The organism is Streptomyces sp. 4N124 (genome assembly GCF_052245395.1).
Classification (GTDB): Bacteria; Actinomycetota; Actinomycetes; order Streptomycetales; family Streptomycetaceae; genus Streptomyces.
Map to the genome: position 1 here is coordinate 1 of NZ_JBQQBS010000067.1, position 21,384 is coordinate 21,384.

Here is a 21,384-nt window from a genome sequence, read left to right on the forward strand (position 1 = left end):
TACGTCCACCCGATCCTGCTGTCGTACGACGTCCCCGGCGCCGCCGAGCCCACGCGAGGGCCCCTGACAGCCCTGGGCCGCCGCGATGCCGAGCGCGACCAGCAGGGTCACGACGACGAACACGAACAGCCGCTGTCGCAGCAGCCGAGGATTGGCGGGCCGTCGCCCGGCGCCCGTGGGCCGGGGAGCGGGACGACCGTTGCCACTGCGTGGGGTCGGCCTGCTGCCGTTGCCCGAGCGCGTCGAGTTCCGTGCGGGGGTGGTCCGCGGGGTGCCCTGCCGGGGAGCCGACGTACCGCTGCCGCGCGAGCCATTGGCGCCGCGCGGAGTGCCGGTGCCCCGCTGCGGAGTGCCGTTCCGCGACGGCGGTGCCGTGTCCCGCCCGGTGGCAGAGCCGCGCGACCCGGCGACGGGTCCCCGAGGCGCGGGCGGTCCGCCCTGCGGGCCCGGCGGTAGTCCCGGCTGGCCCTGAGGGCGCCGCTGGAGGCCGCGCTCGGGGTAGGTGTCGGCGAGCCGCCCGGTGGGCCGGTCCGCCTCCCCGGTGCGCGGCGCGGGCGGACGCGCCTCGGCGATCCCCTGCGCCTCGCGGGCCGCGATCTCCTTCAGCCGCAGCGACAGCTGGAGAGTGCTGGGGCGTTCCTCGGGGTCCTTCGCCAGACAGGCCCGCACGAGCGGGGCCAGCGCGTCGGGAACGCCGCGCAGCTGCGCCTCCTCGTGCACCACCCGGTACAGCATCACCTCGGAACTGCCGTGCCCGAAGGGCGAGTCGCCCATCGAGGCGTACGCCAGCGTCGCGCCGAGGGAGAACACGTCCGTGGCGGGCGTCACCGCGGCGCCCCGCACCTGCTCGGGGGCGAGGAAGCCGGGCGAGCCGACGGCCGTGCCGACGTGGGTGAGGGTGGAGGCGCCGGTCGCCCAGGCGATGCCGAAGTCGATGATCCGCGGCCCCTTCGGGGACAGCAGGATGTTGGACGGCTTGAGGTCCCGGTGCACGACGCCGGCCTCGTGCACGGCGACCAGCCCCTCCGACAGGGCGGCTCCGACGGCGGCGACATCGGCCGCGACCAGCGGCCCCTCGCCGGCGACCTTGTCGTGCAGGGACGGGCCGGGCACGTACTGCGTGGCGAACCACGGCCGTTCGGCGTCGAGATCCGCCGCGACCAGCCGGGCGGTGCAGCCGCCCCGGATCCGCCGGGCCGCCGACACCTCGCGCGCGAACCGCGACCGGAACTCCTGGTCCTCCGCCAGATCGGGCCGGATGACCTTGAGCGCGACCCGCTGCCCCTTCTTGTCGGAGCCCAGGTAGACCACGCCCATCCCACCCGCGCCGAGCCGTCTGTGAAGCCTGAATGAGCCGACGACGCGCGGGTCCTCGCGCCTCAGGCGCATCATCGCCATGTTCATCCCCGCTGCCCGGTCCCTGTGACGTGGCACAGCTTACGTTTCCACAGCCGCCCGCGCGCAGAGGCCGCGCCCTCTCGGCCCGATGGATTGTCAGTGCCGGGTGGGAGACTTGAAGAGTGGTCAGGGAGCGTGCGAGCAGGCGGACTTCGGGTGCGCGCGGATCCCAACGACCCGTCACAGAAGGGGGATTGAACCCGTGAAGGGTGATCGCGTGGAGATAGTCGTGGACGCCGGGGACACGACGCGCACGTACGAGGTGGTGGCGAGCAGGGCGGGCCGCAGGGTGGAGACGGCGGTACGCCGAGGTGTCGTGGAAGTGAGCGAAGTCACCCGAAGCGGGTCCGTGGTGCGCACGGCCCGTTTCATGGCGAACCGGGTCCTGGCGCTGGTCGAGCAGCCGATACCCCGGGAGGACAGCTCGGAAAAGTCAGGACACAGCGGGCACCCCCTCCGGGAAGACCCCGAGACGTAGGACCCCGTCTCCACCCAGGGGAGTACTCCGCGGGGAACCGCTCATCCTCCGGGAGGCCCGGCAATCGGTACGAGGGCATGACGCCCCCGGCTCGCCGCGCCCCTAGATTTGAAGTCAAGCGGCGGGTGCAGCACTCGTCCCCCGAGGTCAGACACCCGCCGCTGCCAACGACAACTGAGTTCGGTCAGGAGAGGGACCATGGCCCAGACGGCACCGCGGACGATGATCCGCACACAGGGACGCAAGGCGTACAGCGCCGCGTTCCACCCGCGCCGCCAGGGCCGCCGCCACCCCTTGGTGGCAACGGCAATGGCCCTTCCCCTGGCGGTCCTGCTCCTGCTCGTCTTCGACGGCTGGGAGACAGTGGCCACACAGGCGTCGTCCGTGGGCGTGATGCTGGGGCGCTGAGCGGCGACCCCAGGCCCGGAAGAGCGGTCCGGGCGGGGACATCCACCCATGAAACCCCGTGGGGACGGGGGTGCGGCGGACGGCACAAATGCCGGCGCAGCTGGGGAGCTGCGCCGGCATTGCTGTGCCCGGCGCCCAAACCGCCGCCACGCTCGCGCCACGGCCCGGCTCCACCAAGCCACGGACCGCCGTCCCGCCAAGCTGCGGGTATGCGTGCCGCCCGGGCGGCGCCCACCCGGCAGGCGGCGGCCGCCGTTCCGCCAAGCTGCGGGCATGCGTGCCGCCTGGGGCGGCACGGGTGGGCGCAGGCGGCACCCCGTCAGCGCCGGGCTGCGCGACCTGCCTCGCCTCAGCCACCACGCCGGGCACCCCGCCAGCGCCGGGCTGCGCGACCTACCCCCTCGCTACCGCGCCGGACATCCTGTGAACTCGGCCAAGACGCACCCACGCCCCCAGCTACAGCACCGGGCCACCCACCACCCCGCCGCCAACCCCTCCGTACCCTCGCCACCAGACCCATCCGCAGACCAAGGGGCCCCGTGACCGCCAACCCCCTCCTCCCCGAGCTCACCGCCAAGGCAAGGGCCGCCGCCCACGCCCGCACCCCCGTCTGCCCCTGCGGAGCCCCCGTCACCCTCGCCGACCGCCCCGACACCACAGTCGTCCGCCACGAGGACACCGTCGCCAAGGCGCACGCCCCCGACGCCACCCCCACCGACCTCACCCCCCGCCTCACTGTCGCCACCCACCTCCCGGACATGCTCCTCGCCCCACTCGCACCGACCCCGGTCACGCTCCACGGCCGTATCGTGACGTTCTGGCCGTACGGCACCCCCGTAGACCCGGAAACCCCCGACACCGCCCCGTGGGAAGCCGCCGCCACCCTCCTCGCCCGCCTCCACAGGACCCCGGCGCCCCACGCACTGCCCCCCATGCGCGGCCCCGCCAAGGCAGCCCACGCCGTCGCCCGCCTCCGCGCCCTCGCCCCGCACCCGGCCGTCTCCCCGGTCCTCCGAGCGTGGACCACCCTCCCCGCCTGGGCCCGCGCCGAGATCCCCATGCCGGACACCACCACCCTCTGCCACGGCGACTTCCACCTGGGCCAACTCGTCCGCCACCCCGCCCCAAACGGCCCGTGGCGACTCATCGACGTCGACGACCTCGGCACCGGCACACCCGTCTGGGACCTCGCCCGCCCCGCGTCCTGGTACGCCTGCGGCCTGCTCACACCCGACGAATGGACCCGCTTCCTGTCCGCCTACCGCGCAGCCGGCGGCCCCGCCGTCCCCGCCGAAGGCGACCCCTGGCCGGCCCTGGACGTCCCCGCCCGCGCCCTCACCGTCCAGACCGCCGCCCGCGCGATCACCAAGGCGGCAGCCGCGGACCGCCCGCTGGACGAGATCGAGCAGTCCCTCGTAGACGCCTGCGACCGAATGAGTTCCGCCCCACCGGAGTTGAGCCCACACCCGGCGAAGTAGTGTGCAACCGACCGCAGCCGGACAGAGTCTGTCCTGGCGAAACGCGAAGCAGGACCGACCGGCGAGGAGTTGAGCCGACCATGCAGTGTCCGAAGTGCCATGCGCCGATGCACACGTACAACCGCAACGGCGTCCAGATCGAGCAGTGCAGCGGCTGCCGCGGGATCTTTCTCGACTACGGCGAGCTGGAGGCGCTGTCCCGCGTCGAGTCCCAGTGGGCCCAGCCTGCCCCGCCGCCCCCGGCCGCCCCGCAGGCGTACCCCGCCCCGCAGGCACCCGCCTGGGGCGCCCCGCACGGCGGCGGCCACCACGGCGGTCACTACGGCCACAACAAGCGTCACAAGAGCTTCGGCCACATGCTGTTCTCCAGCTGACCGGACCACCACGAAGCCCCCGGCCGTACGAGACGGCCGGGGGCTTCGATGTGTGGACGATACTGGGATTGAACCAGTGACCTCTTCCGTGTCAGGGAAGCGCTCTCCCGCTGAGCTAATCGTCCTCGGGACCGTGACCCGAAGGTCACAAGCAGTGCGTGCGCGATACTGGGATTGAACCAGTGACCTCTTCCGTGTCAGGGAAGCGCTCTCCCGCTGAGCTAATCGCGCGAGTCGGATCTTGCCGACGTAGCAGCAGATCCAGTGGACGATACTGGGATTGAACCAGTGACCTCTTCCGTGTCAGGGAAGCGCTCTCCCGCTGAGCTAATCGTCCTTGGAGGTGGAGACGGGATTTGAACCCGTGTAGACGGCTTTGCAGGCCGTTGCCTCGCCTCTCGGCCACTCCACCAGGAGTGTAGGGGGTCCGGGTGGACCCCCTGTTCCATCGAGCGGACGACGAGGCTCGAACTCGCGACCTCAACCTTGGCAAGGTTGCGCTCTACCAACTGAGCTACGTCCGCTTGTCGTTTCGTTCCGCTCGCGCGGCCCGGCGACGAGTTGAACTCTAGCGGATTCCGGGGCCAGTACAAAAACGCGTTTGTGCAGCGTGCTGCGCTGCACCCGGCTGCCGACCTGGCCGGGGCGGCCGAAGCGACATGGCCAGGTCACCTGCGTGACACCCGCCATAGACTCGACTGCGTGTCCGACCTGCTTCCTCTCGCGCGTTTCGGTGACCGCGTCGCCACCGGCCTCCTCGATGTCACCAGCGACCCCGCGGCCCTCGACTCCACCGGTTTCTGGGCCGTTTGCGCGGACTTCGAGGGCCGGCTGACCTGCGCCCGCTTCGCCGACGTACGACAGGAGCCCGTGCCGGCCCCGGTGCCGGGCCGGTGGCGCGGGCCGGCGGCCGGTGACTGGACGTCGTCCCTCGACCGCGCCGCGTACATGGCAGGCGTACGGCGTGTCCGCGAGCACATCGCGGCCGGCGAGGTCTACCAGGCGAACCTCTGCCGCGTGCTCTCCGCACCGATTCCGCCCGACGCCGACGTGGACGCGCTCACCGCGCTGCTGGCCCGCGGCAACCCGGCACCGTATGCGGGGACGATCCGGCTGCCCGCCCACGGGGTGGAGATAGCCACGGCCTCGCCGGAACTCTTTCTGCGCCGTGACGGCCGGGTCGTCGAGTCCGGGCCGATCAAGGGCACCGGACGCACCGAGGCGGATCTGCTGGAGAAGGACTACGCCGAGAACGTGATGATCGTGGATCTGGTGCGCAACGACCTCGGGCGTGTCTGCGGAACCGGGAGTGTGACCGTCCCCGATCTGTGCGCCGTCGAGAAGCACCCCGGCCTGGTCCATCTCGTCTCCACCGTCCGCGGCGAACTGCGCACCGGGGCCGGCTGGCCCGAGCTGCTCGCCGCCACGTTCCCGCCCGGCTCGGTCACCGGGGCGCCCAAGTCGAGTGCCCTGAGGATCATCGAAGCGCTGGAGACGGCGCCCAGAGGGCCGTACTGCGGCGGCATCGGCTGGGTCGACGCCGACCGTGGGACCGGCGAGCTGGCCGTCGGTATCCGTACCTTCTGGATCGATCGGACGGAGGGTGTTTTGCGCTTCGGCACGGGCGCCGGCATCACCTGGGGGTCCGACCCGGAGGGGGAGTGGCGGGAGACCGAGCTGAAGGCGTCCCGGCTGCTCGCGGTAGCGTCGGGAACGTACGAGGACAGTGGAGCGGGAGTCTGACGCGCCGGCCCCGGCCGACCAGACACGTGCACATGGTTGCGAGGTAGAACCAGTGAAGCTTTGGCTCGACGGTGGGCTGCAGGACATCGAGGCCGCCCGTGTCTCCGTCTTCGACCACGGGCTGACCGTGGGAGACGGCATCTTCGAGACGGTGAAGGCGGCCGATGGACAGCCGTTCGCGCTCACCCGCCACCTCGACCGGTTGACCCGCTCGGCCCGCGGTCTGGGTCTGCCCGACCCGGATCACGACGAGGTACGACGCGCCTGCGCCGCCGTCCTCGACGCCAACCCGATGCCGCTCGGCCGGCTGCGCATCACCTACACCGGCGGCCACGGCCCACTCGGCTCCGACCGCGGCGAGCACGGCCCGACCCTGGTGGTCGCCCTCGGTGAGACCAGCCGTCGCCCCGACTCCACGGCGGTCGTCACCGTGCCGTGGACCCGCAACGAGCGCGGCGCACTCACCGGCCTGAAGACGACCTCGTACGCCGAGAACGTCGTCGCCCTTGCCCGCGCACGCCAACACGGCGCCTCCGAGGCGCTGTTCGGCAACACGGTCGGCCAACTCTGCGAAGGCACCGGGTCGAACGTCTTCGTGGTCCTGGACGGCGAGATCCACACCCCGCCGCTCGCCTCCGGCTGCCTCGCGGGCATCACGCGCGCGTTGACGATCGAGTGGACCGGGGCGAAGGAGACCGACCTTCCGCTGGACGTCCTGGAACGGGCCGACGAGGTCTTCCTCACGTCCACGCTGCGGGACGTCCAGGCCGTGCACCGGGTCGACGGCCGCCTCCTGCCGGGCGCGCCCGGTCCGGTGACCGCCAAGGCGATGCGGATCTTCGACGAGCGGTCCCGGGCCGATGTCGATCCCCTCGGAAATTGAGCTGACCTGGTCCTCCCGGACGGGTAGAACAGCCCTGATGACCACGACCCTGCGGCCGACCGAGCCGCTTCAGCACTACGCGAACGGGACGCGTTCACGCCGTTACCAGGTGTGCGTGAACAGCCGTCCCGTGGGCGACATACACCTCGGCACCTCTCCCTCCTTCGGCGACACGATGGCCCGCATCCTGGACCTGCGCATCGAGGAGCCGGACCGGCGCCGCGGCCGGGCGACGGTGGCCGCACTCGCCGCGGAGGAGGTGGCGCGCGGCTGGGGCTGCAAGCAGATCGAGACGGGCGTCCCCGCCGACGCCGGCGCGGCGCTGCGGCTCTTCCAGGCGCTCGGTTACGTCCTGCGCAACCGCGGAATGGCGAAGCAACTCGGCGACACACCACCCGGACTGCCCGCCGGCAGCCACGGGCGGTCCATGACGGAGTCCGAGTTCGAGTCGTGGCACGAGTACGAGGCCGAGCAGTACGCGCGCATGTGGATCGAACGGGGTGTGCCCGAGGCCGAGGCGTACGCCAAGTCGCAGCGCGATCACGAGACGCTTCTGCCACAGGGCCTGACCACCGAGAACATGCTGTTCAGCGTGTTGGAGGACAAGGGTGTGCGCGTGGGCACCCTGTGGCTGGCCCTGCGGGACGACAAGGCGTTCGTCTTCGACGTCGAGGCCGACGCGGCCCATCGCGGACGCGGACACGGCCGCACGCTGATGCTGCTGGCGGAGAGTCAGGCGATCGCCGCCGGGCGACGTGCCCTCGAGCTCAACGTGCACGCGGGCAACACCCCGGCGGAGCGGCTGTACGAGTCACTCGGCTACGAGACGACGCTGTACGCCCTCTACAAGCCCTTGCTGTAAGCCCTCCTGCCAGCTGCCAGCTCAGGCCCCTTCAGGCCCCTCGGCGAGCAGCCGGTCCGCGATCTCCTCGATGCGCTCGCGCAGCCCTTCCTGGCTCTTGCCGCCGTCCAGCCGCTCACCGCCGATGACATACGTCGGCGTGCCGGTCACGCCGATCGCCTTCCCCTCGGCCTGGTCGGCGTCGACGATCAGGATGTGCCGGCCGTCGATCAGAGCGGTGTCGAACTCCTCGGCGTCGAGACCGAGTTCGCGCGCGACCTCGACCAGGAAGGGTTCTCCCTCACGGTCCAGCTCCTCGACCCTGGCCAGGACCGCCTCGACGTACGGCCAGCCCTGTCCCTGCTCCAGCGCCTCCTCGGCCGCCTGCGCGGCGGCGAAGGCGTGCTTGTGCTTCTCCAGCGGGAAGTGCCGCAACCGCAGCTCCAGCCGGTCGCCGTAGCGGGCCCGCAGGGCGCGGAGATCGTCCAGCGCGCCACGGCAGTCCGGGCACTGCAGCTCGCACCACACGTCGAGAACGGGTGTGGCGGGGGAGGAGGAGTCGCTCATGGCCACAGTCTCCCAGCCCCGGCCCGGACGACCCAATCGCCGGCCCAACACCCGAAACGCCGGGGCGCCGCCGGTCGCACACCGGGCACAACACCGTGTGCGAGGCGTCCGGGTCGTACGCCGCCGTCCGGCACCTTCGGAGGAGGCGACCCGGAGATGTCCCTGATGTCCGCCCGGACCATGGCCCGCCGGGGGCCGGACGGTGCAGGATGGAAGGGACGAAGTGCCCTACCGAGCCCTGCCTGGAGGACCGGATGATTGCCGAGACCGTCTGTTCCGCCGTCGCCGCGGCAGGCCTGGGCATCGCGGCGGTCACGGCGTACCGCAAGCGTTTCCTCACGGCCGCCCGTATCGCGGCCTACTCCCTCCTCCCGCTCGGCCTGGTGATGACCGGGGTCGTCGACTGGGTCGCCGACACCGCGTTCAGCCCGGTGGCCTGGGCGGGCTTCGGCGTGCTCGGCGCGTCCTGGCTGCTGTTCGCGAGCACGCGCGCGGTGGAGCGCCGTCGCGGCGGTACCCGCAAGGAGCGCAAGGCCGCCGCCCGGTCCGCACAGGGCGAGGCGGTGGCGCCGGCGGCCTCGGCGCCCTCCCTGGGTCCGGCCTCCCGCTCGAAGACGCCCTCCGCGACCGCACCCCGCGCCGACAAGGCTGACGACTTCAGCGACATCGAGGCCATCCTCAAGAAGCACGGCATATGACGGCGTCCTGCCGGACTGAAACGACACAGTCGACCGGCGCGCAGCCAGAAATGATCACGGCCTGAACCCGCCGTCACGGAATTCGACGAACTCCCGTACATTGCGGGCGTGTTGATCGCGTCGGGGCCATCACCTGCGACATCATCGCCGCGAGATGCTGGACACGACACAGAGCGAGGCCGCGCCGCCGCAGGATGAGCCGCGCGGATGCCTCTTCGCCCTTTCCCAGCCACCGCTGATGATCTTCCTTGCGGTGATCGGGTGTCTACTGCTCATGGCCGCGTTGCACGACCTGCTGTTGCTGTGAGCCGTACCCGTGGTCCCCGGCGCCACCCGCCGGGGCCACGTCGGCATCGATGTCCGACCCAGGCGTGATCGGCCCGGACGGTCGGCCCAGGCGTGATCGCCCCCGCCCTCAGCCCGCCGCCTCTTTGCGTCGCGCCCGGTACGCGGCGACATGCAGACGGTTCCCGCAGGTGCGGCTGTCGCAGTACCGGCGCGAGCGGTTCCGGGAGAGGTCGACGAAGGCATGCCGGCAGTCGGGCGCCTCGCACCGCCGCAGCCGCTCCTGCTCCCCGGCCACCACGAAGAACGCCAGCGCCATCCCGCAGTCCGCCGCCAGGTGATCGGCGACGGACGCGCCGGGCGCGAAGTAGTGCACGTGCCAGTCGTAGCCGTCGTGGTCGGTGAGCCGGGGCGTCGTGCCCGCGGCGGCGACCAGATCATTGATCAGCCCGGCCGCGGCCCGGGCGTCCGGTGCGGCGAAGATCCCCGCGAACCGGCCGCGGATCTTCCGCACCGCCGAGAGGTCGAACTCCGAGAGCACCCCGACATCACTGATTTCGTGGTTTCGTACGAAATCCTCGAGAGCCGCAACATTCGCCAGCCCGTCCGGCGACGCATCGTCCTCCGGCGCGGTGTTCACCAGATCCACCACGGTGTCCAGCGCACACCGGGTGTCGTGGGTGATCAGCACGTTTCGCTCCCTGGCCTGGGGGGTCGGGCAGACGCCCGCCGATGCTGGCCGATGGTAATGGCTGACCGGCCCTCGCCGAAGCGGCGTGCGGCGCTCCGGGGCCCTGTACGACGCGGCGGCACCGCCCGGACAGGCCGGGCGGTGCCGCTGTATGCGATATGCGGTTGTCTTGGCCCGAGCCGTCACCCCGAGTCGACGGCGCCGGGCGGCTTGGTGAGAGCCTCGCCCTAGCTTTCCGCCAGGATGTGCGAGAGCTCCTGATCGAGGTCGAAGTGCCGATGCTCGGTGCCGGGTGGCACCGCCGCATCCGTGCGCTTCAGAAAGGACTCCAGGGCCCTTGCCGGGGCCTCCAGCAGGGCCTCGCCCTCCGGGGAGCTCAGGGCGATGCAGACGACCCCCTGGCCGTGACTGCGCGACGGCCAGACGCGGACGTCGCCGGTGCCCGTGGGCCGGTGGAGGCCCTCCGCGAGCAGGTCGCGGGCGAACACCCACTCGACGGTCTCCTCGGCACCGGTGTGGAAGGTGGCGTGCACGGCGTAGGGGTCGGCCGTGTCATACCGCAGGCCTGCGGGGACAGGCAGGGAGGACTCGCTCGACACAACGAGGCGCAGGTGCAGCTCGCAGCTGACCGTGGTGTTCATAAGCGCCAGGGCCTTTCGCTCAGTGTGCGCTCGGGGATTCGCACGTCGGCGAAATCGACATGCCACCTACGGTGCCGTTGTAAACCCCTCTGAGTGTTTTGCGTGTCTTTACGTAACTCTTCCGGCCGAGAACCAGTTCGCGAGGTACCTCCATTCCGGTGACCGGTTTCTCTCCGGTAGGGTTTGGCCGTATGAATACGGGGAGTGACGAGCCTGGCGAGGTCGCCATGGCTGCGGATGAGACGAAGGCGGACGGAGCGAAGAGCGAGCAGGCGCTCGGCTCGAGAGCACCGGAGTTCATCAAGGCGCGCCGGGTGCTGCACCTGAGCTGGCAGGTCGGCATCTTCGCCGTCGGCCTCGCGGTCGTGGTCGTGGGCATCATCCTGCTGCCCCTGCCCGGACCGGGCTGGGTGATCATCTTTGGTGGCATGGCGATCTGGGCGACCGAGTTCGTCTGGGCCCAGCTGGTGCTCCGCTGGACCAAGCGCAAGGTCACCGAGGCGGCACAGCGCGCGCTCGATCCCAAGGTGCGGCGCCGCAACATCATCCTGACGACGATCGGCCTGGTGATCATCGCCGTCCTCCTCGGGGTCTACCTCTGGAAGTTCGGTGTCGTGATGCCCTGGAAGATCAAGGATCAGTGAGCCGCGCGGGTGTGCCTGTGACCGGTTGCCATCGGTCACAGGTATGCCCTGACATGGGGTAATGTTCTTCCTGCGCCCGGGCGATTAGCTCAGTGGGAGAGCGCTTCGTTCACACCGAAGAGGTCACTGGTTCGAACCCAGTATCGCCCACCGGGAACGGCGGCCCGTCTGCGAGAGAGCAGGCGGGCCGCCATCGTGTTGTCTGCCCCCGACCCGCCGCGGCGCGCGTGACGATCCCGTCCCTGTGCCCGCTCCCAACTCCCCGCCGCACTCGGCGACTTTCGGCCTCCCGCCGTACCCGTGCGACAGGCCACTTCCCGTTCGGCCGACCGACCCCACGCCTCTCACCTGCGCCATCATCTCGCCCGCCGCGACGGCCCCCGTCCATGCGCCGCCTGATCGCCGGTCCGGGCCGCAAGAAATTCCTGTCCGAATCATTGACGCACCCTCAACCCCTTCGTACCTTGTGCCAGCAAGCGCTTACTTGAAACGATTCATGCAGGCGGCAACGACGCTGCGGGGAGGGGCCCGACTGTGGGAACCAGCAGGAATGTTGAGAGGCGTACGATCCTGAAGGCGGCCGGAGCCACGGCGGCCACGCTCGGGCTGGCCGCGACGACGGGCTGCGGCGGCGACGGAGGCACCTCCTCCGATGGGACGGTGACGATCCGTTACGCGTGGTGGGGTGCCGAGGACCGCGCCCAGCGCATCAACAAGACGATCGCGCTCTTCGAGAAGAAGTACCCGAAGATCAAGGTGAAAACGGACTTCCAGCCGTACACCGACTTCTGGAAGAAGTTCAACACCCAGGCCTCGGGCGGAAATCCGCCGGACGTCTTCCAGAATGCCATTGGATTCCTGCGGAAATACGACGCGAAGAATGTGCTCCTCGACCTCAAGGCCCAGGTCGACGCCGGCAACCTCTCCATGGACGGGTTCCGGGCCGGCCTGGACAAGTTCGGCGAGATCGACGGAAAGCTCCTCGGAGTCCCGGTCGGCTCCAACTCGATGGCCCTGGTCATCGACAAGCCCGTCTACACCAAGGCGGGCGTGAAGCCGGAACAGGGCTGGACCTGGGACGACTTCGACGCGGCGATGAAGAAGATCCGCGACAGGACGGGGCGCGCCGGTGACAGCGGCATGTACGGCGTCATGTACCTCTACGACCTGTACCTGCGCCAGAACGGCAAGGCCTTCTTCACCGAGGACGGACTCGGCTTCACCGAGGCGGATCTGACCGAGTGGTGGACGAAGGCCAAGAAGGGCGTCGAGGACGGCGTCTACGCGAATGCCAAGAAGGTCGCCCAGGTCAAGCCCAAGTCAGCCGTCTCCGCTGAGATCGCCGCCGGCGAGTTCACCTGGGACAACTTCACCGTTCGCTACACCTCCGAAGGCAAGAGCGAGTACGGCCTGGCGCCCATTCCGACCACCGACGGCAAGAAGACCGGCCAGTACCTCGGCTCCCTCATGCTGAGTGCCTCCAAGCGCACCCAGCACCCCAAGGAAGTAGCGCAGTTCATCGACTTCATGGTGCACGACCCCGAGGTCGCCAAGATCATGGGCTATGACCGCGGTGTGCCCGCGACACAGGCCCAGTACGACGCGTTCAAGCCGACCGACGAGGTGAACAAGGGGATCGCCGCCTACGAGGAGTCGCTCGTCGCGTCCGGCGTCCTGGAGCCGATCACCCCGCACCCGAACGGCGCCGACATCTGCGAGGCCGCGTTCCTGCGCATCGCCGAGGAACTCGCCCTGGGCACCCGCTCCGTGGACGAGGCCGTCAAGCAGTTCTTCACCGAGTCGAAGACGGCTCTCGTCGCCTGATGGGAACCACCGTGACACACGCCCCTGCGATGGAGGGCCTGACCAAGGACTCCGAGCCGCGGCACGGTCCGGTGAAGCCCGTGCGCCCCGCCGCCCTCAAGCGGCGGCGGCGCCGGGAGAACCTGGCCGGCTATCTCTTCATGTCCCCCTGGATCGCCGGGTTCCTGCTGCTCACCGCAGGCCCGATGATCGCCTCGCTCTACTTCGCCTTCACCGACTACAACCTCTTCGACTCACCGAAGTGGATCGGCCTCGACAACTTCTCCGAGATGTTCGGCGACCCCCGCTGGCGCCACTCGGTGCAGGTGACGATGTGGTACGTCGTCGTCGGCACGCCGCTCAAGCTGCTCGCCGCGCTCGGTGTGGCGCTGCTGCTCGCGCAGAAGCGGCGCGGACAGGCCTTCTACCGGGCCGCCTTCTACGCGCCGTCGCTGATCGGGGCGAGCGTCTCCGTCGCCATCGTCTGGAAGGCGATCTTCTCGGACGACGCGATCGTCGACCGTACGCAGAAGATCTTCGGGATCGACGTCGGCGGCTGGACCGGCGACCCGGAGCTGATCATCTACAGCCTGGTGGCGCTCACCGTCTGGCAGTTCGGCGCCCCCATGGTCATCTTCCTGGCGGGCCTCAAGCAGGTCCCGCGGGAGCTGTACGAGGCGGCCGAGGTCGACGGGGCGGGCAAGCTGCGGCGGTTCTGGAACATCACGCTGCCGATGATTTCCCCGGTCCTCTTCTTCAACGTCCTGCTGGAGACCATCCACTCCTTCCAGATCTTCAGCTCGGCGTACATCGTCGGCGGCGGAGCCGGAAGCAACGCCTGCGGTCCCGCGGACGGTTCGATGGTGTACACCTGCTACCTCTACGTCCAGGGCTTCGAGAACAGCCGGATGGGCCTGGCCTCGGCCATGGCCTGGATGCTGCTGGTCGCGGTCGCCCTGGTGACAGCGGTGCTGTTCTGGTCCCAGAAGCGCTGGGTGCACTACGAGGAGGGCGCCCGATGAGCGCACAGGCCACCGACATCACGCCGGCCGCCTCCACGAAGGCCGGGGCTCTGCGCCGTAGGCTGCCGGGCTCCCTCGCCTGGCACGTCGGGTCCCTCCTGATCCTCGCGGTGATCCTCTATCCGGTGATCTGGGTCATCGGCGGCTCGTTCAAGAAGAGCGAGGACATCGTCGGCAGTCTGGATCTCCTCCCGAGCGATCCGATCACCGACAACTACACCCGCCTTTCCGACGGCATCGCCGACATCTCGATCTCGACGTTCTTCGTCAACTCGCTGACGCTCGCGATCGGTTCCGTGATCGGGATCCTCGTGTCCTGCTCGCTGACGGCGTACGCCTTCGCGAGGATCCGCTTCGCGGGCCGCAATCTGCTGTTCACGCTGATGATCGGCACCCTCCTGCTGCCGTATCACGTGCTGCTGATTCCGCAGTACGTGCTCTTCCGCAACATGGACATGATCAACACGTACACCCCGCTGCTGCTGGGGAAGTACCTGGCGACGGAGGCGTTCTTCGTCTTCCTGATGATGCAGTTCATGCGCAACCTGCCCAAGGAGCTCGACGAGGCGGCCCGTCTCGACGGCTGCGGGCATCTGCGCATCTACTGGTCGATCGTGCTCCCGCTGTGCCGCCCGGCCCTGATCACCAGCGCGATCTTCACCTTCATCAACTCCTGGAACGACTTCATGGGGCCGCTGATCTATCTGAACGAGCCCGACAAGTACACGGTCTCGCTCGGCCTGAAGATGTTCGTGGACCAGGAGGGCGTGGCCAACTACGGCGGCATGATCGCGATGTCGCTCATCGCCCTGCTGCCGGTGCTCGCCTTCTTCCTGGCCTTCCAGCGCTATCTGATCGACGGCATGGCGACGTCCGGACTGAAGGGCTGAGGCGGTCACGATGGCCCAGGTACGTGTGAAGCCACGCAAGGAGTCGGTGTTCGCCGAGCGGTTCGCCGTCTTCGCCGAGTGTCTCCTCACCGGCGTGTGGATCGCGGTCGCCTCGCTCGGCGTCGTCACCTACCCCGCCGCCTTCGCCGCCGGCGCCCGGCATCTGCGGCGCCTCACGGCGCACGAGGGCGGCGGATGGCGGGAGTTCGTCGCGGACTTCCGGGCGGCGGCGCGGCGCGGATGGGCCGTCGGGCTCGCCGGGTGGCTCGCGGCGGCGGCGGTCTGGGTGGACGTCCAGGCCGTGCGCGCCGGGATTCCCGGAGGGCCGCTGGTGGGCGCCGTCGGGGTGTTCGCGCTGATCGGGCTCGCGGTCGCCGGGCTGCGTGGGGCTGCGGTCTGGACGCCGGGCGCCCGCTGGCGGGAGCTGCTCGCCGCGGCCGGACGTCGGACCGTCCTCGACCCGGCCGGATCCTTCCTGATCATCGCCGGACTTGCGGTCGTGGCCCTGTCCGCCTGGTTCATCGCGCCGTTGGCGGTCCCCGTGCTGGGGGCCGTCGCGGCGGCGGCCATCGCCGTGGAGGAGCGGTATCGGCACCGCTGACATGCGGTGCCCGCGCACCAGGTCGGCGCCCTGGGCGTCGTACCTCTCTCTGTCATGCCCCTGACCACCCTGCACCCGCACGGAAAGGAAAGGCGGAAACTCTCATGTCTCCCATCCCTCGCAGGTCCCTCCTCAAGGCTGCCGCCGTCGCCGGAGCCGCCGCCCAGTTCAGCTGGGCGCTCGGCACGAACGCGGCGGCGGCCCCCAGAGCCGAGGCCGCCGACGCGGACCCGGTGACCCTGGACTGGCTGGAGGACGGCGGCCTCGGCGCCGCACCCGGCTCCACGGTCGGCGTCCCCTGGCCGAAGGGCGCCTACCCGGCGGACCAGACCTTCGCGCTGACCGACGCCGACGGCAAGGCCGTGCCCCTCCAGTCCTGGCCGATCGCCTACTGGCCGGACGGCTCCCTCAAGTGGTCGGCGCACGCGGTGAGTTCGGGCAACGGCAAGCTCACGCTCACCGCCGGCGAGCCCACCGCCCCCGAACACAAGGTCACCGTCGACAAGAGCGGCGGCACCATCGACCTATCGACCGGCGTCATCACCGCGAAGATCGGCACGTCGGGCGCCACGCTGGTCAAGTCCGTCACCCGGGGATCGACGGAGATCGCGCGCAACGGCCGGCTCGTGCTGCTCCGCCAGCCGGAGATCGAGGACGGCGACCAGGGCGCGGTGAAGTACGAGCGGTTCGAGGGCGCCATCGGCGACGTGACCGTGGAGCAGGAGGGCCCGGTCCGCGCGGTCGTCCGCATCGACGGCAAGCACCGCAAGGGGAAGCGCAGTTGGCTGCCGTTCTCCATCCGTCTGTACTTCTACGCCGGTGCCGACTCCTTCCGCATGGTGCACACGATCACCTACGACGGGACGCAGGAGCCCGGCAAGGCAAGCGGCGACTTCATCCGCGGTGTCGGCGTGCGCTTCTCCGTGCCGATGCGGGACGAGTCGTACGACCGCCACATCCGCATCGGCGGCGAGGGCACCGGGCTGCTGCGCGAGGCCGTCAAGGGCATCACCGGGCTGCGGCGCGATCCGGGGGCTGCCGTGCGGACGGCTCAGTTCGAGGGCAAGAAGCTGCCCGACGCGGCGACGTGGGACCAGCGCGTGACCACGCGCCTCCAGTACATCCCCGAGTGGGGCGACTACACCCTCTCGCAGCTCTCCGCCGACGGTTTCGGCGTGCGCAAGCGCACCAAGAAGGGCCACGGCTGGATCCCCGCGGGGGGCGGCCGGCGGGCCAGCGGCTTCGGGTACGTCGGCGGCGCGAGCGGCGGATTCGCCTTCGGCCTGAGGGACTTCTGGGAGAAGTTCCCCGCCCAGCTCGACATCCGCGACGCCCAGACCGACGAGGCCGAGGTCACCCTCTGGCTCTGGTCGCCCGAAGCGCAGCCCATGGACCTGCGCTTCTACCACGACGGCATGGGCCAGGACACCTACCCCGAACAGCTCGAAGGCCTCAACATCACCTACGAGGACTACGAACCCGGCTTCGGCACCCCCTACGGCATCGCCCGCACCAGCGAACTCCTCTTCTGGGCCCACGACTCCACGCCGAGCGCCGAGGCGATGGCCGAGCAGGTGAAGGCCGTCAGGACGCTCCCGCAGCTCGCCGCCCCGCCCCAGCAGCTCATCAAGGCGGGCGTCTTCGGCAAGCTGTTCTCCGAGCCCGACCGCTCCACCGGCGCCAAGGCGAAGATCGAGGACCACCTCGACTTCCTCTTCACCTACTACAAGGATCAGGTGGAGATGCGCCGTTGGTACGGCTTCTGGGACTACGGCGACATCATGCACAGCTACGACCCCAGCCGCCACCAGTGGTGCTACGACGTCGGCGGCTACGCCTGGGACAACTCCGAACTCTCGCCCGACCTGTGGCTCTGGTTCGCGTACATGCGCTCCGGCCGCGCCGACATCTTCCGCTTCGCCGAGGCGATGACCCGGCACACCGGCGAGGTCGACGTCTACCACCTGGGCACATGGGCGGGCCTCGGCACCCGCCACGGCGTCCAGCACTACGCCGACAGTGCCAAGCAGCAGCGCATCGCCAACACCACCTACCGGCGCTACTACTACTTCCTCACCGCGGACGAACGTGTCGGCGACCTCATGCACGCCAACGTCGACTCCGACGAGACATTCCTCGTCCTCGACCCCATCCGCAAGATCCGCACCGAGCCGTACACCCCCGACCGCAACGCCCTGTCCATCGGCTTCGGCACCGACTGGAGCGGCCTCGTCTCCGCCTGGCTCACCGAGTGGGAGCGGCGCGGCCCCAAGTGGGAGAAGGCCAAGGCGCGGGTCCTGTCCACCATGGAGACCATCGCGGCCCAGCCCAACGGCTTCGTCCAGGGCAGCGCGCTGTACGACCTGGACACCGGCAAGTTCGCCATCGCGGCGGAGCCCAAGGTCGGGGTGTCCCACCTCTCCGCGATGTTCGGTCTGGTGGAGCTCTGCGCCGAGTTGATCGACCAGATCGACATGCCGAAGTTCAAGGAGGCATGGCTCGACTACTGCCGCTACTTCAACGCCACCAAGGCCGAGCAGAAGGCACGCTACGGCTCCGATTTCGGCTCCCTGCTGCTCTTCCAGGGGCATTCACGGCAGGACGCCTACGCTGCCGTCCAGACCGGCGACGACAAGCTGGCGGCGCGGGCGTGGCGGCAGTTCTACAACAGCGCCGACGCCTGGGACTACAAGGAGTCCACCGACTGGTCCACCAAGAAGATCGAGGGGCCGACCGCGCTGGTGCCGGGCAGTGAGGCGGCGTGGGTGTCCACGAACTCCACGGCGCTGTATGGGTTGGCGGCGATTCAGAACCTCGCCCTGGTGGGCAACAAGATGCCGTAGCGCTCCGCTGGGTTGGTGGTTCTTCGGCTGCGGGTCCGTGGGGGCTGGTCGCGCAGTTCCCCGCGCCCCTTCGGGGCGCGGGTGAACCGCCTAGTTCATTCTTCCCAGGACCTCCCGCACTCGCCTGACATCCCGGATCCGTCGCTCGTACGTCGCACCGAGGGCGAGGAGCAGGAGGCCGGCGAGTGCGGGAGGTGCCCAGCGGGGGAGGGCGGTCGTCATCTCGACCAAGTACGGGGCTAGTTCGTGGAAGGCGGTCAGGACGAGGGTCGAGCCGCCGAGGAGTAGGGGCGCCTGGAGGTGGTTGCGGGCGCCCAGCAGGATGATGAGGAGTGCTGCCGCGCCCAGGAGGAGGGGGCGTGTGCCGTGTTGGCCGGCCCAGACTGCGAAGAGGCTCGGCATGAGGGTTGCGGCGAGTCCTGGGCCGTACGCAGTCCAGGACGACGTCTGTGGATCGCGTTGCCTGCGCAGGGCGCCGATGATCAGCGCGGGGACGGTGACCGGCAGGGTGTATGCCTCGGGGGTGGTGATGTCCCAGGACGTCAGCCGTACCCAGGTGGCCAGGACGAAGAGGGCTGCGGCGATGTAGCCGGCGGTGCGGCGGTCGGGGCGGAGTGCCGTGCCGGCCGCGATCACGCCCGCCAGGGCGAGTACCAGGGCGAGCATCGGCGGTTCGCCTACTGCCAGAGCGACGGCGACCAGGCCCGCGACCGCGCCGGTGACCTCCACGGCCGTCGTCGTCTTCTCGTCGACATACGCCGCCAGCAGTGCGGCTGCCGCGGTGACCAGGAGCACGAGCAGCGCGGTGTGCTCCGGCCGCAGATCCAGTGCCGCCCCCGACGCGACGGCGAGCGCGGTGGCGTACGCGAGGGCTGCCGCGGCGATTAGGGGCCTGCGTACGGCCGTCGCGAAGAGCGCGGTCAGGGACGCGAGCGTCGCCAAGGTGGCCGGTTCCGAGGCGAGAGCGAGGAAGGTGAGGCTCAGGGAGGTGACTAGGGCGAGGACGGTGGCAGTCGTCCGCCGGAGGAGCAGGAGCGCGGCGGTGAGGGCGCCCTGGAGCAACAGGGTTGCGGTGTACGGCAGTTGCAGCGTCGCGGGGAGGACGAGCGTGCTCGCCCACGCCAGGGTGAGGTGAGGGACGCGTCCAGCGCCCGTGACCGCCAGGCGGCCTCCCGGATTGCCAGTGCCAGTACCCCGGCGACCGCGGCGAGGACTAGGGGCGCGGTGGCCGTGTCCGGTGGCCACGGTGTTTCGACCGTGACCGCGTCGCGCGCCGAGTCCGGCGCACCCGACCACACGTGCCCCGCCCAGCCGACCGGCCCCAGCAGGGCGACGGCCACGACGGGCAGCGCCCACAGCGCGGCAAGGGCCTGTACGGCGGCGGAGGCGACCGCCATGCCGCGCCTTACGGCCTCCGGGAGCCGCCCCGCCGCTGTGGCTGCCAACAGGGCCAGCCCGCACGCGAGATGGACCGGCACCGTCCACGCGTCCGGCAGTGTGGGGCGCAGCGCGCCGCCGAGTGCCGCGACGACGAGCAGGCCCGAAGCGACCGCGAGTCCCTTCGCCTGCTTCTCGCCCCGCGCCTGCCAGGCCGCGCCGAGCGCGAGGGCCGCGGCCAGGAGGAGGAGCGCCGCCGCACGGGCGGCGGCGCTCGGGCCGGTGGCCGTCCAGCACAGCCAGCCGGCCGTCATGACGCCCCAGCCGCCGAGGCCGTACGCGCCGCCGAGGGCGACGAGACGTACGGGCCTGGCGCTCGCCCGGAGCGCGACAACCGTGTCGAACCCGGCCGTCGCGATAAGCGCGGCCGTGATCGTGAACCAACTCGCGTCGACCGCGATGGCCCAGAGGAGCAGGGGGAGTTGGGCCGCCGCCAGCGCGGCGGGCAGGGGCAGACGCAACTCACGCGTGCGCGGCAGGAACCCGTACGCCGCCCAAAGGCCCGCCAGCAGGGCCGCCGACGCCGCCGCGAACCTCGTACCGTCGGCCCCCGCGAACGCCACCTCGTACAGCGCATAGGCGTCCAGCACCGTCAGCGCCAGTCCCAGGCCCGCCACCGACTCGGCCGTGGAGCGCAGCCCGCGCTTCAGCAGGGGCAGCGGCGCGGCGAGGACGGCCACCGTGACCGCGGCGAGCACCAGTGCCCGCCCGGCGACCCCCAGGTGCTGCCAGCTGACCAGCGTGAACGCCGTCGCGGCGAGGGTGAGCAGGACGCCGCCGAGCAGCAGCAGGACGTTCTGGACCCGCGGGGCGGTGGCCTCGGGGCGAGGCGGAGCGGCTGCGGGCGACTGCTCAGCCGGGTGCAGCGTGGCGACCAGCCAGGCCCTGCGAGCCAGCAATTGTGCTCGGCGGGCGTCCAGTTGCCACAGTTCCCAGTCGAGGAGCCGCAGTTCCTCGGCGGGCGGTGGGATGTGCGTCATGTCTTGGAGTGTGGTCCGCGTCACGTCGTACGGCATGAGTGCGGATACTCAGAACGTACTCAGATGTGCCCTCCTCGCGGCCGTGAGCGGGGCAGACTCGGAGTATGGACTGGTCCCATTACCGCTTCCGCAGCGTGTGGGCTCTGCACGCGCCACCCGCCGCCGTGTACGCCGTGCTGGAGCGGGCCGAGGACTACCCCGACTGGTGGCCGCAGGTCCGGCAGGTCGACGCGATCGACGACGTCAGCGGCATCGTCAGGGTGCGGTCCGTGCTGCCGTACGAGCTGACCTTCACCGCGCGTGAGGTGGTGCGGGACCGTGCGGCCGGGGTGCTGGAGATCGAGCTGTCCGGTGACCTGGACGGCTGGGCGCGCTGGACGGTCCGTGCGCACGGCACGGGCACCCTCGCCCGCTACGACCAGGTCGTCGATGTGAGCAAGCCGCTGCTCAGACGCTTCGCCGTGCCGGGGCGGCCGGTCTTCCGGGCCAACCACCGGCTGATGATGCGGGCCGGACGGCGAGGGCTGGCCGCGTACTTGGAAGCAGTTTGATGGAAACCCGCGGGGACCTGTATTGTTCAGTCCGTTCCCGGGCGATTAGCTCAGTGGGAGAGCGCTTCGTTCACACCGAAGAGGTCACTGGTTCGAACCCAGTATCGCCCACCGGGAAAGGCCGGTCC

20 protein-coding genes, 7 tRNA genes and 1 pseudogene are annotated in these 21,384 nt (G+C 70.4%); 18 read left to right on the top strand and 10 right to left on the bottom strand.

The features are described from left to right. Nucleotides 1–1,404: protein kinase domain-containing protein (locus ACTWQO_RS41310; protein ID WP_443242527.1), on the bottom strand; the 1,404-nt coding region annotated here is incomplete at its 3' end. A gap of 196 nt (nt 1,405–1,600) precedes the next feature. On the opposite strand from ACTWQO_RS41310, the gene ACTWQO_RS41315 reads away from it, so the two are divergent. The 4 genes from ACTWQO_RS41315 to ACTWQO_RS41330 all read left to right on the top strand — a co-directional run bounded on the left by ACTWQO_RS41315 (nt 1,601) and on the right by ACTWQO_RS41330 (nt 4,136). Next, nucleotides 1,601–1,876, top strand: coding sequence for a hypothetical protein (locus ACTWQO_RS41315; protein WP_301978390.1), 276 nt, complete (start codon nt 1,601–1,603; stop codon nt 1,874–1,876). Nucleotides 1,877–2,074: 198 nt separating this feature from the next. Further along, a complete protein-coding gene (locus tag ACTWQO_RS41320) occupies nt 2,075–2,284 on the top strand; it encodes a hypothetical protein (protein WP_443242528.1) in 210 nt (69 codons plus the stop codon). 539 nt (nt 2,285–2,823) lie between these two features. Beyond that, complete coding sequence (locus tag ACTWQO_RS41325; protein ID WP_443242529.1) at nt 2,824–3,762, top strand: aminoglycoside phosphotransferase family protein; 939 nt, start codon at nt 2,824–2,826, stop codon at nt 3,760–3,762. Between the two features lie 80 nt (nt 3,763–3,842). Then, nucleotides 3,843–4,136, top strand: coding sequence for a TFIIB-type zinc ribbon-containing protein (locus ACTWQO_RS41330; protein ID WP_443242530.1), 294 nt, complete (start codon nt 3,843–3,845; stop codon nt 4,134–4,136). 53 nt (nt 4,137–4,189) lie between these two features. Here the strand turns inward: ACTWQO_RS41330 and ACTWQO_RS41335 are convergent. From ACTWQO_RS41335 to ACTWQO_RS41355, 5 genes are all read right to left on the bottom strand, one after another. Further along, nucleotides 4,190–4,261 (bottom strand) — tRNA-Val (locus ACTWQO_RS41335). Nucleotides 4,262–4,295: 34 nt separating this feature from the next. Next, nucleotides 4,296–4,367 (bottom strand) — tRNA-Val (locus tag ACTWQO_RS41340). 34 nt (nt 4,368–4,401) lie between these two features. Next, a tRNA-Val gene (locus ACTWQO_RS41345) sits at nt 4,402–4,473 on the bottom strand. 1 nt (nt 4,474) lies between these two features. Continuing rightward, a tRNA-Cys gene (locus tag ACTWQO_RS41350) sits at nt 4,475–4,548 on the bottom strand. 39 nt (nt 4,549–4,587) lie between these two features. Continuing rightward, nucleotides 4,588–4,660 (bottom strand) — tRNA-Gly (locus tag ACTWQO_RS41355). A 178-nt stretch (nt 4,661–4,838) separates the two neighbouring features. Between ACTWQO_RS41355 and ACTWQO_RS41360 the strand changes: the two genes are divergently transcribed. The 3 genes from ACTWQO_RS41360 to ACTWQO_RS41370 are packed head-to-tail and all read left to right on the top strand — an operon-like array spanning nt 4,839 to nt 7,624. Further along, nucleotides 4,839–5,879 carry a chorismate-binding protein gene (locus ACTWQO_RS41360; RefSeq protein ID WP_443242531.1) on the top strand — a complete coding sequence of 347 codons (1,041 nt, stop codon included), beginning with the start codon at nt 4,839–4,841 and terminating at the stop codon, nt 5,877–5,879. Between the two features lie 52 nt (nt 5,880–5,931). Continuing rightward, a complete protein-coding gene (locus ACTWQO_RS41365; RefSeq protein ID WP_443242532.1) occupies nt 5,932–6,762 on the top strand; it encodes an aminotransferase class IV in 831 nt (276 codons plus the stop codon). Between the two features lie 37 nt (nt 6,763–6,799). Then, on the top strand, nt 6,800–7,624 hold the full coding sequence (locus ACTWQO_RS41370) for a GNAT family N-acetyltransferase (RefSeq protein ID WP_443242533.1): 825 nt from the start codon (nt 6,800–6,802) through the stop codon (nt 7,622–7,624). A gap of 21 nt (nt 7,625–7,645) precedes the next feature. Here ACTWQO_RS41370 and ACTWQO_RS41375 read toward each other — a convergent pair whose 3' ends face one another. Next, the gene (locus ACTWQO_RS41375) at nt 7,646–8,170 is read right to left on the bottom strand and encodes a DsbA family protein (RefSeq protein WP_443242534.1); all 525 of its coding nucleotides are present in this window, start codon (nt 8,168–8,170) and stop codon (nt 7,646–7,648) included. A gap of 254 nt (nt 8,171–8,424) precedes the next feature. Here ACTWQO_RS41375 and ACTWQO_RS41380 point away from each other — a divergent pair, with 254 nt between their 5' ends. Next, nucleotides 8,425–8,868: a hypothetical protein gene (locus ACTWQO_RS41380; RefSeq protein WP_443242535.1), complete on the top strand. Its 444-nt coding sequence runs from the start codon at nt 8,425–8,427 to the stop codon at nt 8,866–8,868. A 154-nt stretch (nt 8,869–9,022) separates the two neighbouring features. After that, nucleotides 9,023–9,175 (top strand): hypothetical protein, encoded by a 153-nt coding sequence (locus ACTWQO_RS41385; RefSeq protein WP_004002639.1) that lies wholly within the window; start codon nt 9,023–9,025, stop codon nt 9,173–9,175. Nucleotides 9,176–9,283: 108 nt separating this feature from the next. On the opposite strand, the gene ACTWQO_RS41390 is transcribed toward ACTWQO_RS41385, so the two are convergent. Together ACTWQO_RS41390 and ACTWQO_RS41395 are read right to left on the bottom strand one after the other, a co-directional pair. Then, the gene (locus ACTWQO_RS41390) at nt 9,284–9,844 is read right to left on the bottom strand and encodes a CGNR zinc finger domain-containing protein (RefSeq protein WP_443242536.1); all 561 of its coding nucleotides are present in this window, start codon (nt 9,842–9,844) and stop codon (nt 9,284–9,286) included. A gap of 227 nt (nt 9,845–10,071) precedes the next feature. Next, nucleotides 10,072–10,485, bottom strand: coding sequence for an SsgA family sporulation/cell division regulator (locus tag ACTWQO_RS41395; RefSeq protein ID WP_004002642.1), 414 nt, complete (start codon nt 10,483–10,485; stop codon nt 10,072–10,074). A 191-nt stretch (nt 10,486–10,676) separates the two neighbouring features. Between ACTWQO_RS41395 and ACTWQO_RS41400 the strand changes: the two genes are divergently transcribed. The 7 genes from ACTWQO_RS41400 to ACTWQO_RS41430 all read left to right on the top strand — a co-directional run bounded on the left by ACTWQO_RS41400 (nt 10,677) and on the right by ACTWQO_RS41430 (nt 18,288). Next, nucleotides 10,677–11,129 carry a TIGR02611 family protein gene (locus ACTWQO_RS41400; protein ID WP_443242537.1) on the top strand — a complete coding sequence of 151 codons (453 nt, stop codon included), beginning with the start codon at nt 10,677–10,679 and terminating at the stop codon, nt 11,127–11,129. A gap of 78 nt (nt 11,130–11,207) precedes the next feature. Then, nucleotides 11,208–11,279, top strand: a tRNA-Val gene (locus tag ACTWQO_RS41405). Nucleotides 11,280–11,663: 384 nt separating this feature from the next. Then, nucleotides 11,664–12,953, top strand: a complete 1,290-nt coding sequence (locus ACTWQO_RS41410) for an ABC transporter substrate-binding protein (protein WP_443242538.1) — start codon at nt 11,664–11,666, stop codon at nt 12,951–12,953. Then, nucleotides 12,953–13,954 (top strand): carbohydrate ABC transporter permease, encoded by a 1,002-nt coding sequence (locus ACTWQO_RS41415; protein WP_443242539.1) that lies wholly within the window; start codon nt 12,953–12,955, stop codon nt 13,952–13,954. The genes ACTWQO_RS41410 and ACTWQO_RS41415 overlap by 1 nt, the downstream gene beginning before the upstream one ends. Beyond that, nucleotides 13,951–14,844: a carbohydrate ABC transporter permease gene (locus ACTWQO_RS41420; RefSeq protein WP_443242540.1), complete on the top strand. Its 894-nt coding sequence runs from the start codon at nt 13,951–13,953 to the stop codon at nt 14,842–14,844. Before ACTWQO_RS41415 ends, ACTWQO_RS41420 begins: the two co-directional genes overlap by 4 nt. A gap of 10 nt (nt 14,845–14,854) precedes the next feature. After that, nucleotides 14,855–15,445: a hypothetical protein gene (locus ACTWQO_RS41425; RefSeq protein ID WP_443242541.1), complete on the top strand. Its 591-nt coding sequence runs from the start codon at nt 14,855–14,857 to the stop codon at nt 15,443–15,445. Nucleotides 15,446–15,549: 104 nt separating this feature from the next. Continuing rightward, the gene (locus tag ACTWQO_RS41430) at nt 15,550–18,288 is read left to right on the top strand and encodes an exo-rhamnogalacturonan lyase family protein (RefSeq protein WP_443242542.1); all 2,739 of its coding nucleotides are present in this window, start codon (nt 15,550–15,552) and stop codon (nt 18,286–18,288) included. A 90-nt stretch (nt 18,289–18,378) separates the two neighbouring features. Here the strand turns inward: ACTWQO_RS41430 and ACTWQO_RS41435 are convergent. Next, nucleotides 18,379–20,741 (bottom strand): annotated as a pseudogene (locus tag ACTWQO_RS41435) (SCO7613 C-terminal domain-containing membrane protein). Nucleotides 20,742–20,809: 68 nt separating this feature from the next. Here ACTWQO_RS41435 and ACTWQO_RS41440 point away from each other — a divergent pair. Both ACTWQO_RS41440 and ACTWQO_RS41445 read left to right on the top strand, forming a co-directional pair. Continuing rightward, complete coding sequence (locus ACTWQO_RS41440; protein ID WP_443242543.1) at nt 20,810–21,256, top strand: SRPBCC family protein; 447 nt, start codon at nt 20,810–20,812, stop codon at nt 21,254–21,256. Between the two features lie 39 nt (nt 21,257–21,295). Then, nucleotides 21,296–21,367: transfer RNA gene (locus tag ACTWQO_RS41445), tRNA-Val, on the top strand. Nucleotides 21,368–21,384: the final 17 nt, after the last annotated feature.

Bases quoted from the DNA above. Each gene is read 5' to 3' on its own strand.
- ACTWQO_RS41320 (WP_443242528.1), top strand. From the start codon at position 2,075: ATGGCCCAGACGGCACCGCGGACGATGATCCGCACACAGGGACGCAAG.
- ACTWQO_RS41330 (WP_443242530.1), top strand. From the start codon at position 3,843: ATGCAGTGTCCGAAGTGCCATGCGCCGATGCACACGTACAACCGCAAC.
- ACTWQO_RS41370 (WP_443242533.1), top strand. From the start codon at position 6,800: ATGACCACGACCCTGCGGCCGACCGAGCCGCTTCAGCACTACGCGAAC.
- ACTWQO_RS41375 (WP_443242534.1), bottom strand. From the start codon at position 8,170: ATGAGCGACTCCTCCTCCCCCGCCACACCCGTTCTCGACGTGTGGTGC.
- ACTWQO_RS41380 (WP_443242535.1), top strand. From the start codon at position 8,425: ATGATTGCCGAGACCGTCTGTTCCGCCGTCGCCGCGGCAGGCCTGGGC.
- ACTWQO_RS41385 (WP_004002639.1), top strand. From the start codon at position 9,023: ATGCTGGACACGACACAGAGCGAGGCCGCGCCGCCGCAGGATGAGCCG.
- ACTWQO_RS41395 (WP_004002642.1), bottom strand. From the start codon at position 10,485: ATGAACACCACGGTCAGCTGCGAGCTGCACCTGCGCCTCGTTGTGTCG.
- ACTWQO_RS41400 (WP_443242537.1), top strand. From the start codon at position 10,677: ATGAATACGGGGAGTGACGAGCCTGGCGAGGTCGCCATGGCTGCGGAT.
- ACTWQO_RS41415 (WP_443242539.1), top strand. From the start codon at position 12,953: ATGGGAACCACCGTGACACACGCCCCTGCGATGGAGGGCCTGACCAAG.
- ACTWQO_RS41420 (WP_443242540.1), top strand. From the start codon at position 13,951: ATGAGCGCACAGGCCACCGACATCACGCCGGCCGCCTCCACGAAGGCC.
- ACTWQO_RS41425 (WP_443242541.1), top strand. From the start codon at position 14,855: ATGGCCCAGGTACGTGTGAAGCCACGCAAGGAGTCGGTGTTCGCCGAG.
- ACTWQO_RS41430 (WP_443242542.1), top strand. From the start codon at position 15,550: ATGTCTCCCATCCCTCGCAGGTCCCTCCTCAAGGCTGCCGCCGTCGCC.
- ACTWQO_RS41440 (WP_443242543.1), top strand. From the start codon at position 20,810: ATGGACTGGTCCCATTACCGCTTCCGCAGCGTGTGGGCTCTGCACGCG.